Raw genomic sequence first — 17467 nt, 5'->3', positions numbered from 1 at the left:
ATGATCAGCTCCTTAACTTTATCCTTATTATACCACGATACCGAAACCGTATCGTAAGGAAATAATGTTTTGCGTACATGGTTATACAAAATGCATAATGCTATAAGGCATAGATGATATAGAAGGACTTTATTTCCCTTTCTTTCGCATGTTTTCATGTGAAAAGTACAGAAATAAGTGCTATACTATAGAGGTTGAAAAGAGGTGTCTATATGGAAATGCATAGAAATACACGCTGCTGGTGCGGCAGTGGAAAGAAATATAAGCAGTGCCATGAAAAATTTGATGAAAAGCTCGCAAAGCTGGCCAGGGAAGGACATATTGTACCGGATCGCTCTCTGATTAAAAACAAGGAAGATATCATCGGTATTAAGAAAAGTGGGAATATCAATACAGGAGTACTGGATCATGTCGCAAAGCATATTCGTCCCGGTATGAGTACCGGTGAAATTGATCGTCTGGTATATGATTATACTGTTTCCCATGGTGCGATTCCTGCACCATTGAATTATGAAGGATTTCCGAAAAGCTGCTGTACATCTGTGAATGATGAGGTCTGTCACGGTATTCCGGATGACAGTATTATCCTGCAGGAAGGCGATATTGTAAATGTCGATGTATCAACAATCTTTCATGGCTACTATTCCGATGCTTCCCGTATGTTTATGATCGGGGAGGTCAGTGAAGAGGCAAGAAATCTGGTTGAGGTCACAAAGGAATGTCTGAACATTGGCATGGATGCCGTCAAGCCATGGGGACATGTCGGTGATATCGGTGCCGCCATTCATAAATATGCGACAAGCAGGGGATACAGTGTTGTTGTGGATTTTGCCGGACACGGTGTTGGCAAGGAGTTTCATGAGGATCCGGTAATCGGTCATGTCGGTCGTGCAGGTAGTGGTATGGTGCTGGCTCCCGGTATGGTATTTACGATTGAGCCCATGATCAATGTAGGAGATTATCATTTATATATTGATGAAGATAACGGATGGACATCCTATACAGAGGATGGTTCATTAAGTGCCCAGTGGGAGCATACCCTCCTGGTCACAGAACATGGTATTGAAATACTAACGTATTGATACAATAGAATATAGAGATGTCTGAATTAGTGTGAGCAACAAAATGTTTTTATAATGTAAGCAGATAGTATATGCAGTATTCAATACTTTATATGGTATCTGCTTTTTTGTACATCAGCTTCTTTGCACATAAATTGCCTGTGAAATAGCATTTTTCATAGTCTTTTTTTGAATTTGCTGAATCCTACGGTTTTTGTCACAAAAATGTCTTAAACAAGCAGGTTTAAAGTGTTTTCATAGTGCCTGTATTGTGTTAAAGTAGTAATAAGATAGATTAGGGAGGTATGCATATGAAGAAAATCAGTGGCAATAAGTTATTGGTAAAGGCACTTCAGGAAGAGGGTGTGGATACGCTGTTTGCTTATCCGGGCGCCTGTACCATTGACATCAGTGATGAATTATATAAGCAGAACAGTATAAAAATCATTCTTCCACGGCAGGAAATCGCTCTTGTTCATGAAGCGGATGCCTATGCACGTTCTACAGGGAAAACAGGGGTATGTCTCGTTACCAGCGGCCCGGGTGCGACAAATCTTGTGACCGGTCTTGCGACTGCCTATTATGACAGTGTTCCACTAGTATGCTTTACCGGACAGGTTGCCCGGAATTTAATCGGAAATGATGCGTTTCAGGAGGTGGATATTGTGGGAATCACCCGCAGTATCACTAAATACGGTGTCACGGTTCGCAGAAGGGAAGACCTGGGACGTATTATCAAAGAAGCCTTTTATATAGCGGCAAGCGGAAGACCCGGTCCGGTGCTGATCGATCTTCCAAAGGATGTTATGGGAGAGCTGGGAGAAGCAGATTATCCGGATAAGGTGAATATTCGGGGATATAAGCCCAATACTGCAGTGCATATCGGTCAGCTGAAGCGTGCTATCAAAATGCTGGGAAAGGCAAAACGTCCATTGTTTCTTGCCGGGGGCGGTGTGAATATTGCCCATGCAAATGAGGACTTTACAAAGCTGGTTAATAAAACGAATATACCTGTCATAACAACAATTATGGGGAAGGGGGCAATTCCAAGCAATCACCCGCTGTATGTGGGGAATATCGGAATGCATGGTGCCTATGCCTGTAATATGGCCGTAAATGAGTGCGATCTGCTGTTTTCCATCGGCACGAGATTCAATGACCGGATCACAGGAAAGCTGCATTCCTTTGCGCCCAATGCCAAAATAGTGCATATTGATATTGATACTGCCGCGATCTCTAAAAATATACAGGTAGACATCCCGATTGTTGCGGATGCCAGAGAAGCAATCAATAAAATGCTGGAATATGTGCATGAATATAATACAAAAAAGTGGCTGGATGAAATCGATGCATGGAAAAGCGAGCATCCACTCATGATGAAAAAGAAGCCGTATCTGACTCCGCAGGACATCATCGAAACCATCAACCGGGTATTTGAGGAGCTGATCGTTGTCACCGATGTCGGACAGCATCAGATGTTTACAGCACAGTTTATCGAGCTGACTAACAAGAAGAAGCTGTTGATGTCCGGAGGTCTTGGTACGATGGGCTATGGTCTTCCGGGGGCAATCGGCGCAAAAATTGGAAATCCGGACACTCCTGTACTATCCATTTCGGGAGATGGCGGGATGCAGATGAACATCCAGGAAATCGCAACAGCTGTACTGGAGGAGCTTCCTATTATAAATTGTATTTTCAATAATAACAATCTGGGCATGGTTCGGCAGTGGCAGAAGCTGTTCTATGGAAAGCGCTATGCCATGACCTGCCTTCGTGCCGGAGCTGCCTGCCGCAATAAATGCGGGGAAGTATCCTGTCCAACGTATACTCCTGATTTCGTAAAGCTGGCGGAAAGCTATGGGGCAAAGGGGATCCGGGTAACGGAAAAGGAACAGATTGAGCCGGCACTTCGCGAGGCGATGAGCAGTAAGAAAACACCGGTAATCATTGAATTTATCATAAATCCGGAAGATCTTGTGTATCCGATGATACAGCCCAACGGCACCTTAAAGGATATGCTTATGGATTGTTAAACTGATGCTGAAACAGGAAGGAGAGAATGGATATATGAATGGTAACGGTATGAAAAAACGTTGGATATCGCTGTATGTGGAAAATCAGGTAGGTGTTTTGTCTAAGATTTCCGGATTATTTTCCGGGAAATCATATAATCTTGACAGCCTTACCGTAGGAACGACGGAGGATCCTACCATATCCAGAATGACGATTGCGACAGTCAGTGATGATGAAACCTTTGAACAGATCAAGAAACAGCTGAATCGACTAGTGGAAGTAATTAAGGTCATAGATTTTACGGATATCTTTGTCCGTATGAAGGAAATTTTATATGTGAAGGTACAGAACTGTACCCTGCAGGAAAAAACGGAGCTGTTTCAAATCGCACAGACCTTTAAGGCAAAGGTGATTGATTATGGAAGAGACAGTCTCCTTCTGGAATTTGTGCAAACCGCAACAAAGAATGATGCGGTCATTAAGCTGATGAAAGAGGAATTCAGAGACATCGAGGTAGTTAGAGGTGGAAGTGTGGGAATCGAGTCAATCAGCATGATGGAACGTTGAATACACATGGAACGCAAAAATGTATATAACTAAGAAATAGGGATCAGAACATCTGGTCCTTTTCTATTTATTTGGCTGTTCGCAAATACAATAAGCGGTATAATAATTCTGTACATGCATATATGGATATGTGGTATAATGAACAGGAAATGCGGAGGTATACATAATGGTAAAGCTATGTCATTTAACTCACTGGAAGAAATTGATGTGAGACTCTATGATTTTAAATTCTGTTCGCGTATCATTCTAATAAAATAGAAAATGAAAGAATTGATTTTCATGACACAAGAGATATTTTCGAAAAGGGCTATGTGAACGGTTATACCGGTGATCTGAGAACACTGTTTGAAATAGAAAATCAGGTGCATTGCTATAATTACTTGAAACTGCTTATCGTAGAGAAAAAAGCTCTGGATATAAACTTTATCAAGCGCATGCAGTATAAGCTTATGAAAGGTACATATGATGATATTCGTTACCATGATAAACAGGAACGTTCGGGTGAATTCAAAATACATGATTATGTAACCGGTAAAAATGAAATCGGCAGGTATCCTCATGAAGTCGAATCCGATGTGAAAGAGCTGTTATCAGAGCTTAATACATATCAGGGAACAGATTACTTTACAGCAGGAGTATATCTACATGCAATATTTGAACATATAATCCCTTTGCGGATGGCAGAGCAGGCAGGACATTGATGAATTATTATTTCATGATTCATGATATCGCCCCTGTTATCATTTACAATGAGGATAAACCGGCGTATTACCGTGCACTGGAGGCCTTTGATCACAAAGTGATTTGATTCCTTTAAAAAGCTTTATACAGGAAGAACAGGCAAAAACATGGTGTAAGAAAAAGGATTCAGGAAAAAAGCGGTTAAGGAAATTTCTGGAGTAAACTGTATATAAATAAGGAAGCAGGCACCCCGTATGTGAGTATGAGGATTGCGTTGCTTCCTTTTATTGGATAATATGCCAGTAAGCAGCAGAGATTCTGCCTTTTGATAGGGGTTAAGCAGAGAATCAGATCAATATGCAAACTGGCGGTAATAGCGTCTTGTTGTCAGATCATGATAATTGCAACCTCATTATTTATGCCAATAGAAATATTTATGCAAATATATTTTTAACAGTGATCTCAATAAGAATTATGCTATCTATTTCGGCTTTCTTTTGGTATAATGAACAAAGAAAGAGGTTTATTTATGCTATGAGGAAGGGAACTTTATGAAAATCTTAACATTGAGTATCATGATTGCCAATGAACTCAAAAATATGATTGAGCAGGAAAATTTAAAGGAAGGCGACAAGCTGCCTAGTGAGCGGGAGCTGTGTGAGAAATTAAATGTTCAGCGACTGACTTTGCGTAGTGGATTACGTATCCTTATGCAGGAAGGGATTATTATCTCAAAACAGCGGAGTGGTTACTATGTTAATAAGCCCAGAATAGTAAAGAATGTTTTTCATTTGGAATCGACAAGTGAGGCTATATTTGAGCAAGGCTTGAATATGAAAATCAAAATTTTGAATATAGAAAAAAAAGAAACAAATAAACAATTATCTACAAAGCTGCGTCTTCCTTTAGGAACAAAAGTATATTGCTTACAACGATTACGTATTATTGACGATGAACCTGTTTCAGTAGATACTAGCTATTTGCCGATCAAATATGCGCAGGGTCTGGAAAAGAAAGATTTTGAAAGCCGTGCATTATATCAAATACTGGAAAGTGAATACGATATTTCAATAAATCGCAGTGAGCAGGAAATATTGATTTGTGAGGCAGATAACTATATAGCCAATGCTTTGCATGTGGAATTAGGAACACAGATGGTGTTGCAGCAGGGTTTGGCATATGATAATGATAATCGCCAAATTGAATATTCAGAAAGTATTATGAAGATGGAACGCTTCGTTTACGTGAATTAGGAGGATTTTTATGGATTATCGAATGCCGCTTTATATGCAGTTAAAAGAAATAATCATAAAACGTATTGAGGATGGTGAATATCTTCCTGGTGAAAAAATCCCCAGTGAAAGAGAGATGGCAGATACCTATGGTGTGAATCGAATGACTGTTAAAAATGCGATTAGTTCTCTTGTAGAAGCCAATATTCTATATCGTGTTCACGGTAAAGGGACATTTGTGGCAAAAAAAGAGACTGAAAAGGTTGCATTTTACGAAAATTATACCGATACCGGCCGGGGACTGGGTGCTGTTTTAAAGGATAGTGGAAAGCCGTTGACAAATCAAACACTTGAAAAGGGTGTAATTCAATGCAGAGGATATTTGGCAAATAAACTTCATATTTTAAAAAATGATGATGTTTATGTATTGCATCGTCTTCGAAGTATGGGAACAGAATCCTTTGCATTAGAGTATTGTTATGTACCGTTCCGTTTGTTCGAGGATATTGATTCTTATAATTTTGAACATGTATCCCTTTATGATTATATGAAAAGCAAAGGACATCTACCTGTAGTATTTTCACAGCGCTTGACAATATTAAAAGCAGTACAACCAGAAGCTAGACTGATGAAAATTCAGGAAGGACAGCCTCTATATTACTTTGAATATATCGGAAAAGATGCTAAAGGTAATGTTGTTGAATACACGGAAAGCTATGTTCGCTGCGATAAAGCAAAATTTACATTTCGAGCTAAAAGATAGATCAGAAACGATGTATCTTTTTTTTTCTATTTTTTTATCAAAGATTTATGATATATCAAGTTAAAAATTCTATTGTGAAATTATGAATAGTCATATTATTATTCCTACACACATTGTAAAGTCAAATAAATCTGGTATATAAATCTATATAATTGGTATAATATATGAACCTCGTATTATGTAATTTCTAGTATATAATATGCTTAAAATATAAGCAAAAAGTACGATATTTAAAGGCTTTTTAGCGTTTTTTTTGTATGCTTTTTAGTTGTGAATATATTTTTATGAAGAATTATGTTTTTGAAAATATTAAAGAAAACGCTTGCAAAGAATTAATACAACTGGTATAGTAAATATATAAAGTGGATTATATGATGAACCACAGGGTGCACACTGTAGAAGAGAAATCTGTGATTCTGCTTTGTATATTCCTTATATCTGATAATGGTAACCTATGATGCAATAGAGCAGTTTTCAGTAAAGGGAAGCATATGAAAGTTATCGAAGGAGAAAAAGAACATGGAAAAAGAAAAAGTAGTATTGCCTAAGTTTAATGTGGAGACTTATTTAAAAGATGGAGATGCAGTTATCGATAAGCTAAAGGATGTAGAGGCTGCCGCAGATAAGATTCATGATAAAGGTTATGAAAACATATTCCTGCTTGGCATGGGGGGGACCTATGATGAATTAGAGCCTATTCAGTATATTATGAATAAATATTCTGAAGTAGAAGTGCATCTATCAAATGCTGCAGAGCTGAATGTACTTGGAAATAAAAGATTGAATAAAAAGTCAATTGTCATAACAGCAAGCGCATCCGGCGATACGAAAGAAATTGTCGAAGCGGTAGAGTGGATTGTTAAAGAGGGAATCGATGTAATGGCATTCACAAAACCGGAAACACCACTTGGAAAGCTTGCGACAATGATCGTTACTGCTCCTGTGACAACTGGACAGTGTGAATATAGTTACCTGATGTTTGATGTCTTGGCATTGCGTTTACTCAATCGCCGTGGAGAATTCCCAAAATATGATGATTTTGTGGCTCAAACAAAAAATATTTTCCACGATCTTGTTGGTATTCGTGAAAAATTCGATGAAAGAGCAGATGAGATTGCAAAACAGTATGCATTAGCTCCTTACAGTATCTTTGTTGGTTCCGGAGCATTGTGGGGAGAGACTGTTTTATTCTCCATGTGTATTCTTGAGGAAATGCAGTGGGTACGTACAAGAGCCGTGTCCTCGCCTGATTTCTTCCATGGAACATTAGAGCTGGTGGAAAAAGATGTACCTGTATTCCTGTTCAAAGGAGAAGATGAATGTAGAAAGCTGGATAACCGTGTAGAGGCATTCGCAAAACGCTTCACAGATAATCTGGTTGTAGTTGATACAGCAGAATATGCAATCGATGGACTTGATCCGGAGTTCCGCTTTATCGTTTCACCAATGATTCTGACTGCGCTGGTTACAGAAAGACTTGCAAGCTATTATGAAACATATACTAAGCATAATCTTGCCTACCGCCGATACTATCGCCAGTTTGAATACTAATCAATGGATGCAGTTATATTCGATATGGATGGTGTTCTGATTGATTCAGAACCCATCTATATGCATCATGTACTTGAATTCTATCGTCGATTTGATATCCATGTACCTTATAAGGAAGTTGTGAAGCTGGCAGGGAGTAGTCATGAAGCTGGATTAGAAATGATGTCAGCGTGGTGGAAAGAGGATATTACGCCTTCGGAATTTGAAAAATTCTATGAAGCAAACAGCGATGAGGAAATCGTTTATTCGGAAATCTTGAATCCGTATGTTTTATATGTTCTTAAACGTTTAAAGGCAAGGGGTATGAAACTTGCGATTGCATCCTCCTCGCCTAAACAGGCGATTGTCACAATGGTAAATGAGTGCGGATTAAAAGGATACTTCAATGAAATTATCAGCGGGCATGATTTTCCTTATAGCAAGCCTGATCCTTCAATTTACTTATATACCCTACAAAAACTGAATGTAGCAAAAGAACGTTGTATCGTCATAGAGGATTCCACTTATGGAATACTGGCGGCTAAAGCAGCCGGTATTCGTGTTATTGCGAAACACGATGTAAGATTTGGATTTGATCAATCGCTGGCTGATTATCTGGTTTATGATTTGCTTGAGGCCTATCATTTGATAATGCAAGAAGGTGAAGCTGCATGAATAGGGAAATAAAGCTTAGTGCAATGAATTGCCATCACCGATTTTATACACTGGAATCATTTTTTGCCAATGCGAAAGCAAATGGTTACTCCTGTGTTGAATTATGGACGGGACCACAACATTTCTACATGGACTATCATGGTTATGAAACAATAGCCAAGCTGAAAGATCTTGAACATCGATATGGGATAAAAATTATTGGTATCTGCCCTGAACAGACGAATCCAAAACCCAATAATATGGCGGTCAGAGATTCAGGTATGCAATTGCAGGTTGAACATTATTTCAAGAATGCTATTGATGCTGCGGTAGAAATAAAAGCGAATCAGGTTGTAGTAACAAGCGGTTGGGCTTTCCTCGATGAGCCAAGGGAAGACGCCTATCAGCGCAGTGTGAAGATGCTGCAAAAAATAAGTGAATATGCGGAACAGAAAGGGATGTTATTGGCGATTGAAGCTTTGCAGCGTAACGAATCTGTTCTGGTAAACAGTGTTGAGGAATTACAGCATCTGCTAAAGGAGGTACAGCGTGATGCTTTGAAAGTTTGTCTTGATACCGGTGCTATGGCAATGGCTGGGAACACCATTCAACAATATTTTGATGTATTTCACGATGATATTATTCACGCCCATTTTGTAGATGTTAAAGCGGATACAACACATCTTGCCTGGGGTGACGGTGAACGGAATATGAAAGAGGATTTACAGGTTTTCATTCAGAATGAATATCATGGTGTTCTTTCTGTAGAATGTGTAAATTCACAATATTTTGAAAACCCGTCTGTAGCAGATGAACAATCCATTCAGCAATATCAAAAGTACATGAAGGAGTTATACGTATGAGACATTATGTAATCGCATCACACGGAGGTTTTTCGAAAGGGATATATGAAAGCATTAAAATCATCATTGGGGAACAGGCAGGTGTCGATATCATCACAGCCTTCATTGATGGTAAAAATGATATAGAAGTATTAGTAAACGGAACTTTGGAAAAAATTCCATCTTCAGATGAAATCATTGTATGTACTGATGTCTTTGGAGGCAGCGTCAACACGGAATTTATGAAACAGCTGAAAACACGCAAAAATCTATATCTGATTACCGGAATGAATCTTCCTTTATTGATGCAGCTGTTTTTATCAGCAGAAGAAAATACGGAGCGTATGATTCTTGATATTGTTAATAGTGAGGATACACACGTTAAGTATTGTAATTCGATGATTGAAACACAAGATGTAGAAGACGATTTCTAGAAAGGTGATGTAGAATGATTAAATTAGTAAGAGTAGATCATAGATTGTTGCATGGTCAGGTTGCTTTTTCCTGGACAAATGGTGTAGGTGCAAACTGTATTTTAGTCGCAAGTGATACCGTCGTGAATGATGATGTCTGGAAAACGACACTAAAGCTGGGAAAGCCAAGCGGGGTAAAGCTGGTTATTAAGAATATGGCTGATTCAATAGCAGCGATTAACAGCGGAGTTACCGATAAATACAAACTGATTATTGTTGTACAGACAATCAAAGAAGCCAAACAGCTTGCGGATGGGTGTCCTTGCATAACGAGTATAAATCTTGGAAATACGAAAGAAAGTAAAACAACAACACAAATTAGTAAGCAGGTATTTCTGGAAGATGAAGAGAAAGCTATTTTGAAAGAGTTAATGAATCGAGGCGTAGAGTGTGAGATCCGTGCATTGGTTGATGATTCAAAAATCAATGTCGCACATGCTCTAATATAATTAGGAGGAAATTTTATGATAGTACAAGCTATCTTAGTCGGTCTTATCGCAGCTTGGGGTTCTTTGGATTATGCATTTGGTACCCTGTATACATTCAGACCTATTGTGTTAGGTCCACTTGTTGGTCTTGCTTTGGGAGATGTAAAAACAGGAGTAGAAATTGGTGCTAGCCTGGAATTATTGTTTATGGGAGCAATTTCTGTAGGTGCATATATACCACCGGATGTAAATATCGGAGGGGTTCTTGCTACTGCATTTGCTATATCTATGGGAAAGGGGGTTGATGCAGCTGTTGCATTGGCCATGCCGATTGCAGTTATATCATTAGGAATCGGAAATCTGGTGTCTGCTATTACCCCTGTCTGTCTGAAAATTGCAGATGATGGTGCTGCACAGGGAAATGATTCTAAAATTATGTTTACGCAGTGGTTGATGGGAGCATTTGCTACTTCATATAAATTCCTGCTTGCCTTTGGCGCATTTTATATCGGAGCAGACAAAGTACAGGATCTATTGGATTTCATACCGCAGTTTATTCTGGATGGGATGGGAGTTGCCGCTGGAATCCTGCCAGCAATGGGTTTTGCAATGCTGATGCGAATGATTATCAATAAAAAACTGATACCGTTTTTCTTCCTTGGCTTTGTACTGGCATCCTATGCGAATATCCCAGTGCTGGGTGTGGCAATTATAGCAGTAATTATAGCCGTAGAAAAATTTGGATTTCTGGAAGGAAAACCACAGCTTGCAGGAAATGCTGAGGAGGTAGACGATGATGACGACTTCTAATAAAGAAGACAGACTGATTACAAAAAAGGATTTGTTACATTCTGCTTGCAATATCGGTGCATTGGGAATGGAATACTCCTGGAATTATCCACGGCAGATGCATTTGGCTTTCTGCTTAATGATCAATCCGATGCTGAAAAAGGTGTATAAAGATGATCCTGAAGGCTATGCAGAGGCTCTTACACGGCATGTGGCATTCTTTAATATTACACCTCAGCTTGCTCCATTCGTTGGAGGTATTGCAATTTCAATGGAGGAGCGTGTAGCAAAAGGGGAATTGGAAGGAGCTGCGGTAGATTCTGTAAAAGCTGCCCTCATGGGACCATTAAGTGGTATCGGCGATTCCATTTTTCTGGGATGTATACGTGTAATTGCTGTTGCCGTAGGTATTTCCCTATCAGCATCCGGAAATATTATGGGACCAATCGCTTATTTCCTGATTTATAATATCCCAGCTTTTCTGGTACGCTTTATCGGTGCAGTGAAAGGTTATGAGTTAGGCTTTTCTTTCCTTGCGAATGCTGAGAAGAGTGGGTTGATGGAAAAGGTTATGTTTGCATCCGGCATTGTCGGTATTATGGTTATTGGGGCAATGAGTAAGGATATGTTCTATGCGACTATTCCGCTTGAAATTGGTGCAAGTGTATCGGGAGAAGAGGTACAGACGGTACAGGGGATTTTAGATGGAATTATGCCTGGTGTACTTGGATTAAGCGCAACATGGATTTATTACTGGCTGTTAAAGAAAAAAGTAAATCCTATGTGGTTGATATTTGGAACTATGATTCTGGGTATTGTTGGTGTTTACTTAGGTTTCCTGGGATAGTTTACTAATCAATTAAGGTGATGAATTCATTACTGTATTAAAATGTCAGGAGGAATATATGCGTATAAGTAAATATATCGACTATATCGATGACCCGGAAGATACCTTTCTGCAATATATAAATAAGGGAAAATTTTATGATTTCCGTTGTGTTTTTGCAGATTTGGAAACATATGCAGTCGCTGTTGAATATTTGAAAGATACAAGTGTTATAATAGCGGGGGCAATTGATTTTCCGGAAGGAAAGTTGTCACTTGATGAAAAGATGAAAATGTTTAAGACATATGCGGAAAAGGGATTTCGAGAGATTGATTATGTATTAAACCAAAAAGCTGTTGAACAAAAGGATTATTTATATATAGAGAAAGAAATGTCCTGCATAGCAGATTTCTGTAGAACACATGGAATACTTGATAAGGCCATTGTTGAAATGTGTAAACTGGATAATGATGAAGCTGCGAAGAGAGAAATCTGCAGAATTGCAAATAAAGCAAAGCCGGCATTCTTAAAGACATCAACAGGAAAGAGCTATGCGGGTGCAAAACTGGAAGATGTAAAACTGATGAAAAGCATACTGCATGATGATATTAAAATTAAGGCAGCTGGTGGTATTCACAATTATCAGGAAGCGATGGCGTTCATCAAGGCTGGAGCTAGCGTTTTAGGTGCCAGTGCAGGGATAGCGATTGTCAAAGGCGAAACACAAAATGTAATCGAATAATATAAGAAAATAGAAGCACTTGTAATCTGATTATTCAGTTTTATGAGCAGCTTCTTTCTTTTTCTTAATGTAATGTCAATATGTATCAGGAGGTTTTATATGAAGCATATCAGATTTATGAGATATTTTATAAGCTTAGCATTACCGGTGATATTGCAGCAATTATTAGCCCATTTACTGGCAATGAGTGATACCATTATGTTGGGAGCCTTTAGTGAACAGGCCATCAGTGCTGTAAGTGTGGCAAATAAATATTTCTTTATTTATAATTTGGTTATCTTTGGTCTTACAAATGGATTAGGTTTGTTTATTTCACAATATCATGGAGCTGTACAGAAAGAAAATGAGAATCGTACCTTGCGTTTTGGATTAAGGCTTTGTATATATACTGCATGTGGCTTTATGTTCATTCTTCTGATATCACCATCTGCAGTGATGTCAGTTTTTGTTAAAAATCAAAATTTGATTTCATTAGGAAACACATATAACAGGATTGTTTTATTTTCCTTTATACCTTATGCTGTTGCGCAAATGCTGGGTGTCGGCTATCGTGTAATTGCCCATACCCGTATACCGATGTATGCAGGGACACTTTCCTTTGTCTTAAACGTAGTTTTAAACTATGGACTGATTTTCGGCAGGCTCGGTCTGCCAGCTATGGGAATAGCCGGTGCGGCGTGGGCCACGCTTCTTGCAAGGCTAACAGAAGCGGTCTCTCTAACTCTTGTATCTATGCATAAAAAAAGTGAGTTTTATTTCTTTCAGCGATATGGTGGTTTTGATGTAAGGCATAAATTAGTAATACTGAAAAAGACGATTCCACTGGTTTGCAATGAATTTATATGGTCATTGGGTCTCTCACTTATTTTTATAAATTATTGTTTTGTGAGTGAGCAATACATACCTGCTTTAACTGTTGTTGATAATATATCAAGTATGATCTATGTTGCATTTAGTGGCTGTAGTACAGTAACCGGCGTGATTATCGGAAATGATTTGGGTGCTGATAAACTGGATCAGGCAATGAGGGATGCGAAACAAATGATAAAAATAGGTTTGATGATCTATGTAATTGGCTGTATTCTGATTTTACTTACCAGTCCGATAACTCCTAGACTTTTTTCTTTAAAAGGAGAAAGCTTGCAGATGGCTATATGGTTGTTAATCATTAAGTCCTGTATCACATGGACACAAGGCTATTCAGAAACAATTTACTATATTTTAAGGGCTGGTGGTGATACACGTTCTGTATTATACATTGACGGTTTATTTACCTGTTTTGGGCCACTGCTTCTTTCAACAATCTTTGCGCGGCTGTTTCCGCTGCCTATACTATTTTTGTTTGCTGTTGTCGAGGGCTGTAGTATTTTTAAAATAATTATCGCTACATGGTTTTATCGTAAAAAGACATGGCTGAAAAATCTAACAGAAGAAAAGAGTAATTATAATGAGTATACAAAATATTCGTAAGAAAGAGCTTGATCATTCAACCATGACTTGTTAAGGTTAAATCCATATTCCTACTCACAGGTTCTGCGAAGAATTCAAATATGAATTTTCGAAATATAAAAAATGCTGAAATAAAGGCAATATGATGTCTAATAAATAGTCCTATATGTAAAGTGATTAACATTTATATCTGAACCTGTCAATATAATACTTTCAGGGCTTCCATATCATAGATAGACTTATTGAGAAAGGATATATAAGGAACTGCCATTTGAAGTGAGGCTTTATCATAGTCATGATAGAACCTTCACAAGTGGTGTGTCATATAGGCAGCTTAAAAATTTTCATGTATGTATGGAACAATGCTTTCATTATAATATGGTGAAACTTTGTATTACTGCCAGTTTTGCATGAAAGAACGGCTTTTTTATAATTGTAATCTTATTGTATATAAGTGATTCTCTATTATTGACTACGAATATGTGGTTTATCGCACATATCAACAGAACTGAAAAATAAATGATGTAGTTTACAGGATAATCAGGCAAAGAATTGCGAATCAATAATTTAATAAAACTATAAATCAACTGACAAAAACCTCTTAAATATGAATAAGAGGTTTCTTCATGTACTCATTTAATATTTTTTATAGAATGACCATCATAGAAATATGGGATCCATTTAATAATATGTTTTTCTAGCAGGGTATGTTTCATCAATTGTTCTTTCATAACTGTCATTTCTTATACCTTGTAACATCGACACCTGATAATAGAACATATTTCTGTTGATCATACCACTCCACATAGGCTGCTGTCGTTTGAATATCCGCATTCAGCTTCGCATTATGTATATCTGTGGAGGCAGAGGGAACTGTCTTTGAAAGCTGACGTATCGGGCAATCCTTACACGGTGTATCTTCCTCTCTGAAGACCTTATGACAAATTTCACCTGTCTTCAATTTCGGAAAGATTTCCATAAGACTCTGGTTAAAGTAAATCAGCTGATAACTGTGCGGATCAATGACATATATGGAATTTCCAAGGTTGTTCAAAAGTGAAATCAACGTGTCGGTATACTTTTTCTGCTGCTCACGCTGCTGCTGATCTTTGAGGAAGGTGACGATTACCTCAAAAATTGTCCGAATATCCGTGCGCTGATTACGACTGAAGCTGTGCGTATGCCTGGTATTGGCAAGACCGATGAGGATATCGTGTTGATTGGAAACCGGCACACTCATGTGAACCAGCGCAAAAATAGCTAGCTTGTTCAGAATTTCCTTTGGAAATCTATCAAAACAGTCCTTCCCGCAATTTTCCAGAAACAGTATACGGTCATTGTCAGAATGAATGGTTTCCAGAAATTCCAATGCTGCTTTCTGCTCATCCAGCTGCAGCAATTCATACAGGCTCTTATCCTATTCACTCCAGGAAAGCAGCGGCTGTATGCTTTGGGTTTCCCTGTTGAAATCCATAACATAAAAATACTGCATGTCGTAATGGTGGGCGATAAGCTCCAGTACCGTCCGCATGGTTTGCGGATCCGTCTTCTCCCGACGATAGAGAATGCGGAAAATATACTCGCCGATATTTCCCTCAAAAGGCTTATTCAGCTGCATGTCGCCGATATTGTCGGAATCCGGCTTTTCCATGATTTGCTGACAGCGCTCCATCGTATCCTGATAAACCGTCCATCCGTTTTTCCCGTTCCGCTTACAATGATACATGGCAATATCCGCCTTATCATAAAGCTCTGTAAAGGTGGTGCCGTGTCGTGGATAAAATGAAATTCCCATGGAGACACTTGTTTTCACCATGTGACTTCCCGAGGTATAGGTATTCACAAGTGCTGTTTGCAGGCGTTCAGCTGCATGCATGAGAACCTCCTCGCTTTGTAAACGGGGAAAGAATGCAACGAACTCATCACCGCCCAGCCGTCCTATCAGCGTGTCACTTCGACAGAGCTTCTGAATTTTCTTCGCTGTTTCAGATAATACAGCATCGCCGTATAAATGACCGAAGGTATCGTTGACCTCCTTGAAATTATCAATATCCAGTGATACGCATGCGCTGATCGCTTCAGGATTCTGCCGCAGCAGCTCCTCGATATGTGTAATAATTCCTTTACGATTATAGGCGCCTGTCAGTGCATCGATGTGCACTTCTTTTTGAAGCTTTTCTTCCTTTTCTTTTTGTGCCTGAATATCTTTTAGGAAAACACGTGCGAAAATATCCGCACTGCTATCTTTTTTCAAAAGCTGAATGGATGCATTGATCCAGTGGTAACAGCCTTTTCGCTTCAGCCGGTATTCCACATTGCATGTATGTATGCCACGCATATACGCCAGATGCAGTGCCCTGCAATTCATTTTTTCGTAGACCTTTTTCTGAAAGTCCGGATGTATTTTCGATAGTGCTGCCTGCAGAATTTCATCATACACGCCTTCCTCCGGCGGACTGCTCAATTTTGCCGCGGCTTCCTTATCTATCAGAATCATCCGGTTTTGTGTTATATTTACTTCGAAGACACTCAGGAATCCTGCATTCATGATTTCCTGCAGCTTCCGTTCATTTTGGTAGCTGCTTTCCAAGCGCTTCTGTTCACTGATATCCTTTGAAATACCGATTGCCTTAATGGCTCTTCCCGCTTCATCGAAAATGGTTGTACAGCGGATTTCCACCCATCGTTCCTCACCATTTCTGTTACGCATATGCAGCTGTCCGGAAACTTTTTTGTAGCCTTCCTTCAGCTTGCTGTACATGACTTCGATTTCCCTGATGGAATCCTCAAATAGAATGCCCTGCGCAATAAGAGCATCCGGCACGCCTTCAATAACCCCTTCATTGGGAAATATTTCAGAAAATTGTCCCCGGACATTATCTATACGCTGTATGGTATGCTCCCTGATATCGTATTCCCACAATGCGGTGCGGGCCTGCTGTAAAGCAATCTCATAGCGCTCCTGGCTGATTTTCAGCTGGCGCTGCACCTCCATCAGCTCCCGTACATCCGTGGATACATTGATATAACCGATGGGATTGCCCAACGCATCTCTGAGATAGGAAATATCGACACGATTTATAATATCTCCGGGACCGCTTTGGATGGCACCCTTTTCATTACGCAGGAAGCGTTGGATACAGCAATCTTTTGTATGACAGTAGGGTGTATGAAAATTACTGCAGGGCTGATTCAACAGCTTCTCATAAGGAGGGGGAACAATCGCTCTCGCCGCAACATTGATATAGCGTACGATTTTGTCCATATCTGTGACGATGACAGGGTTTGGAAGAGAATCGAGAATATAGCGGTATTTATCCAGACTCTCCCAGAACTGATTCTGATCAGGCATGGGCGCCGCCTCCTTTCCCAGCTTTTATAAATCCGTATACATGTTTCTATCTAACTTCATTATAG

At 39.2% G+C, this 17467-nt stretch carries 17 protein-coding genes; 15 read left to right on the top strand and 2 right to left on the bottom strand.

The window, feature by feature from the left end:
• Nucleotides 1-212: 212 nt before the first annotated feature.
• The 15 genes from ACG3M1_RS21770 to ACG3M1_RS21700 all read left to right on the top strand — a co-directional run bounded on the left by ACG3M1_RS21770 (nucleotide 213) and on the right by ACG3M1_RS21700 (nucleotide 14071).
• Entirely contained in the window at nucleotides 213-1082 is an 870-nt protein-coding gene (locus ACG3M1_RS21770) for a methionyl aminopeptidase (RefSeq protein WP_009269959.1), read from the top strand.
• Nucleotides 1083-1372: 290 nt separating this feature from the next.
• Nucleotides 1373-3094, top strand: coding sequence for a biosynthetic-type acetolactate synthase large subunit (ilvB, locus tag ACG3M1_RS21765; RefSeq protein WP_008816313.1), 1722 nt, complete (start codon nucleotides 1373-1375; stop codon nucleotides 3092-3094).
• Nucleotides 3095-3128: 34 nt separating this feature from the next.
• The gene (ilvN, locus tag ACG3M1_RS21760; RefSeq protein WP_002606390.1) at nucleotides 3129-3641 is read left to right on the top strand and encodes an acetolactate synthase small subunit; all 513 of its coding nucleotides are present in this window, start codon (nucleotides 3129-3131) and stop codon (nucleotides 3639-3641) included.
• 311 nt (nucleotides 3642-3952) lie between these two features.
• Nucleotides 3953-4342 carry a hypothetical protein gene (locus ACG3M1_RS21755; RefSeq protein ID WP_008816314.1) on the top strand — a complete coding sequence of 130 codons (390 nt, stop codon included), beginning with the start codon at nucleotides 3953-3955 and terminating at the stop codon, nucleotides 4340-4342.
• A gap of 531 nt (nucleotides 4343-4873) precedes the next feature.
• Complete coding sequence (locus ACG3M1_RS21750; protein WP_008816317.1) at nucleotides 4874-5575, top strand: GntR family transcriptional regulator; 702 nt, start codon at nucleotides 4874-4876, stop codon at nucleotides 5573-5575.
• A 10-nt stretch (nucleotides 5576-5585) separates the two neighbouring features.
• Nucleotides 5586-6317: a GntR family transcriptional regulator gene (locus tag ACG3M1_RS21745; protein WP_008816318.1), complete on the top strand. Its 732-nt coding sequence runs from the start codon at nucleotides 5586-5588 to the stop codon at nucleotides 6315-6317.
• Nucleotides 6318-6836: 519 nt separating this feature from the next.
• The gene (locus ACG3M1_RS21740; protein WP_065530146.1) at nucleotides 6837-7868 is read left to right on the top strand and encodes an SIS domain-containing protein; all 1032 of its coding nucleotides are present in this window, start codon (nucleotides 6837-6839) and stop codon (nucleotides 7866-7868) included.
• Nucleotides 7869-7871: 3 nt separating this feature from the next.
• On the top strand, nucleotides 7872-8522 hold the full coding sequence (locus ACG3M1_RS21735; protein WP_009588415.1) for an HAD family hydrolase: 651 nt from the start codon (nucleotides 7872-7874) through the stop codon (nucleotides 8520-8522).
• Nucleotides 8519-9364: a sugar phosphate isomerase/epimerase family protein gene (locus ACG3M1_RS21730; RefSeq protein ID WP_009269958.1), complete on the top strand. Its 846-nt coding sequence runs from the start codon at nucleotides 8519-8521 to the stop codon at nucleotides 9362-9364. Before ACG3M1_RS21735 ends, ACG3M1_RS21730 begins: the two co-directional genes overlap by 4 nt.
• On the top strand, nucleotides 9361-9777 hold the full coding sequence (locus ACG3M1_RS21725) for a PTS sugar transporter subunit IIA (protein WP_009269957.1): 417 nt from the start codon (nucleotides 9361-9363) through the stop codon (nucleotides 9775-9777). Before ACG3M1_RS21730 ends, ACG3M1_RS21725 begins: the two co-directional genes overlap by 4 nt.
• A gap of 14 nt (nucleotides 9778-9791) precedes the next feature.
• Nucleotides 9792-10265: a PTS sugar transporter subunit IIB gene (locus tag ACG3M1_RS21720; RefSeq protein WP_009269956.1), complete on the top strand. Its 474-nt coding sequence runs from the start codon at nucleotides 9792-9794 to the stop codon at nucleotides 10263-10265.
• Nucleotides 10266-10280: 15 nt separating this feature from the next.
• The gene (locus ACG3M1_RS21715; protein ID WP_009269955.1) at nucleotides 10281-11054 is read left to right on the top strand and encodes a PTS mannose/fructose/sorbose/N-acetylgalactosamine transporter subunit IIC; all 774 of its coding nucleotides are present in this window, start codon (nucleotides 10281-10283) and stop codon (nucleotides 11052-11054) included.
• Nucleotides 11041-11880 carry a PTS system mannose/fructose/sorbose family transporter subunit IID gene (locus tag ACG3M1_RS21710; protein ID WP_008816326.1) on the top strand — a complete coding sequence of 280 codons (840 nt, stop codon included), beginning with the start codon at nucleotides 11041-11043 and terminating at the stop codon, nucleotides 11878-11880. Before ACG3M1_RS21715 ends, ACG3M1_RS21710 begins: the two co-directional genes overlap by 14 nt.
• A gap of 58 nt (nucleotides 11881-11938) precedes the next feature.
• Nucleotides 11939-12601 carry a deoxyribose-phosphate aldolase gene (gene deoC, locus ACG3M1_RS21705; protein ID WP_008816327.1) on the top strand — a complete coding sequence of 221 codons (663 nt, stop codon included), beginning with the start codon at nucleotides 11939-11941 and terminating at the stop codon, nucleotides 12599-12601.
• Nucleotides 12602-12700: 99 nt separating this feature from the next.
• Nucleotides 12701-14071, top strand: coding sequence for an MATE family efflux transporter (locus ACG3M1_RS21700; RefSeq protein ID WP_009269954.1), 1371 nt, complete (start codon nucleotides 12701-12703; stop codon nucleotides 14069-14071).
• 715 nt (nucleotides 14072-14786) lie between these two features.
• Here ACG3M1_RS21700 and ACG3M1_RS21695 read toward each other — a convergent pair.
• Together ACG3M1_RS21695 and ACG3M1_RS21690 are read right to left on the bottom strand one after the other, a co-directional pair.
• The gene (locus ACG3M1_RS21695; protein WP_395814594.1) at nucleotides 14787-15449 is read right to left on the bottom strand and encodes a hypothetical protein; all 663 of its coding nucleotides are present in this window, start codon (nucleotides 15447-15449) and stop codon (nucleotides 14787-14789) included.
• An 18-nt stretch (nucleotides 15450-15467) separates the two neighbouring features.
• Nucleotides 15468-17402, bottom strand: a complete 1935-nt coding sequence (locus ACG3M1_RS21690) for a diguanylate cyclase (protein ID WP_395814591.1) — start codon at nucleotides 17400-17402, stop codon at nucleotides 15468-15470.
• Nucleotides 17403-17467 lie beyond the last annotated feature (65 nt).

Source organism: Clostridium sp. 10cd* (assembly GCF_044336395.1).
In the GTDB taxonomy this organism is placed as follows: domain Bacteria; phylum Bacillota_I; class Bacilli_A; order Erysipelotrichales; family Erysipelotrichaceae; genus Clostridium_AQ; species Clostridium_AQ innocuum.
The sequence above is the reverse complement of the archived record's forward strand: the minus strand, read 5'-3'. Positions and strand labels throughout refer to the sequence as shown.

Excerpts from the sequence above, each read along its gene's own strand:
- ACG3M1_RS21770 (WP_009269959.1), top strand. The coding sequence starts at position 213 with ATGGAAATGCATAGAAATACACGCTGCTGGTGCGGCAGTGGAAAGAAA.
- ilvB (WP_008816313.1), top strand. The coding sequence starts at position 1,373 with ATGAAGAAAATCAGTGGCAATAAGTTATTGGTAAAGGCACTTCAGGAA.
- ilvN (WP_002606390.1), top strand. The coding sequence starts at position 3,129 with ATGAATGGTAACGGTATGAAAAAACGTTGGATATCGCTGTATGTGGAA.
- ACG3M1_RS21750 (WP_008816317.1), top strand. The coding sequence starts at position 4,874 with ATGAAAATCTTAACATTGAGTATCATGATTGCCAATGAACTCAAAAAT.
- ACG3M1_RS21745 (WP_008816318.1), top strand. The coding sequence starts at position 5,586 with ATGGATTATCGAATGCCGCTTTATATGCAGTTAAAAGAAATAATCATA.
- ACG3M1_RS21740 (WP_065530146.1), top strand. The coding sequence starts at position 6,837 with ATGGAAAAAGAAAAAGTAGTATTGCCTAAGTTTAATGTGGAGACTTAT.
- ACG3M1_RS21735 (WP_009588415.1), top strand. The coding sequence starts at position 7,872 with ATGGATGCAGTTATATTCGATATGGATGGTGTTCTGATTGATTCAGAA.
- ACG3M1_RS21730 (WP_009269958.1), top strand. The coding sequence starts at position 8,519 with ATGAATAGGGAAATAAAGCTTAGTGCAATGAATTGCCATCACCGATTT.
- ACG3M1_RS21725 (WP_009269957.1), top strand. The coding sequence starts at position 9,361 with ATGAGACATTATGTAATCGCATCACACGGAGGTTTTTCGAAAGGGATA.
- ACG3M1_RS21720 (WP_009269956.1), top strand. The coding sequence starts at position 9,792 with ATGATTAAATTAGTAAGAGTAGATCATAGATTGTTGCATGGTCAGGTT.
- ACG3M1_RS21715 (WP_009269955.1), top strand. The coding sequence starts at position 10,281 with ATGATAGTACAAGCTATCTTAGTCGGTCTTATCGCAGCTTGGGGTTCT.
- ACG3M1_RS21710 (WP_008816326.1), top strand. The coding sequence starts at position 11,041 with ATGACGACTTCTAATAAAGAAGACAGACTGATTACAAAAAAGGATTTG.
- deoC (WP_008816327.1), top strand. The coding sequence starts at position 11,939 with ATGCGTATAAGTAAATATATCGACTATATCGATGACCCGGAAGATACC.
- ACG3M1_RS21700 (WP_009269954.1), top strand. The coding sequence starts at position 12,701 with ATGAAGCATATCAGATTTATGAGATATTTTATAAGCTTAGCATTACCG.
- ACG3M1_RS21690 (WP_395814591.1), bottom strand. The coding sequence starts at position 17,402 with ATGCCTGATCAGAATCAGTTCTGGGAGAGTCTGGATAAATACCGCTAT.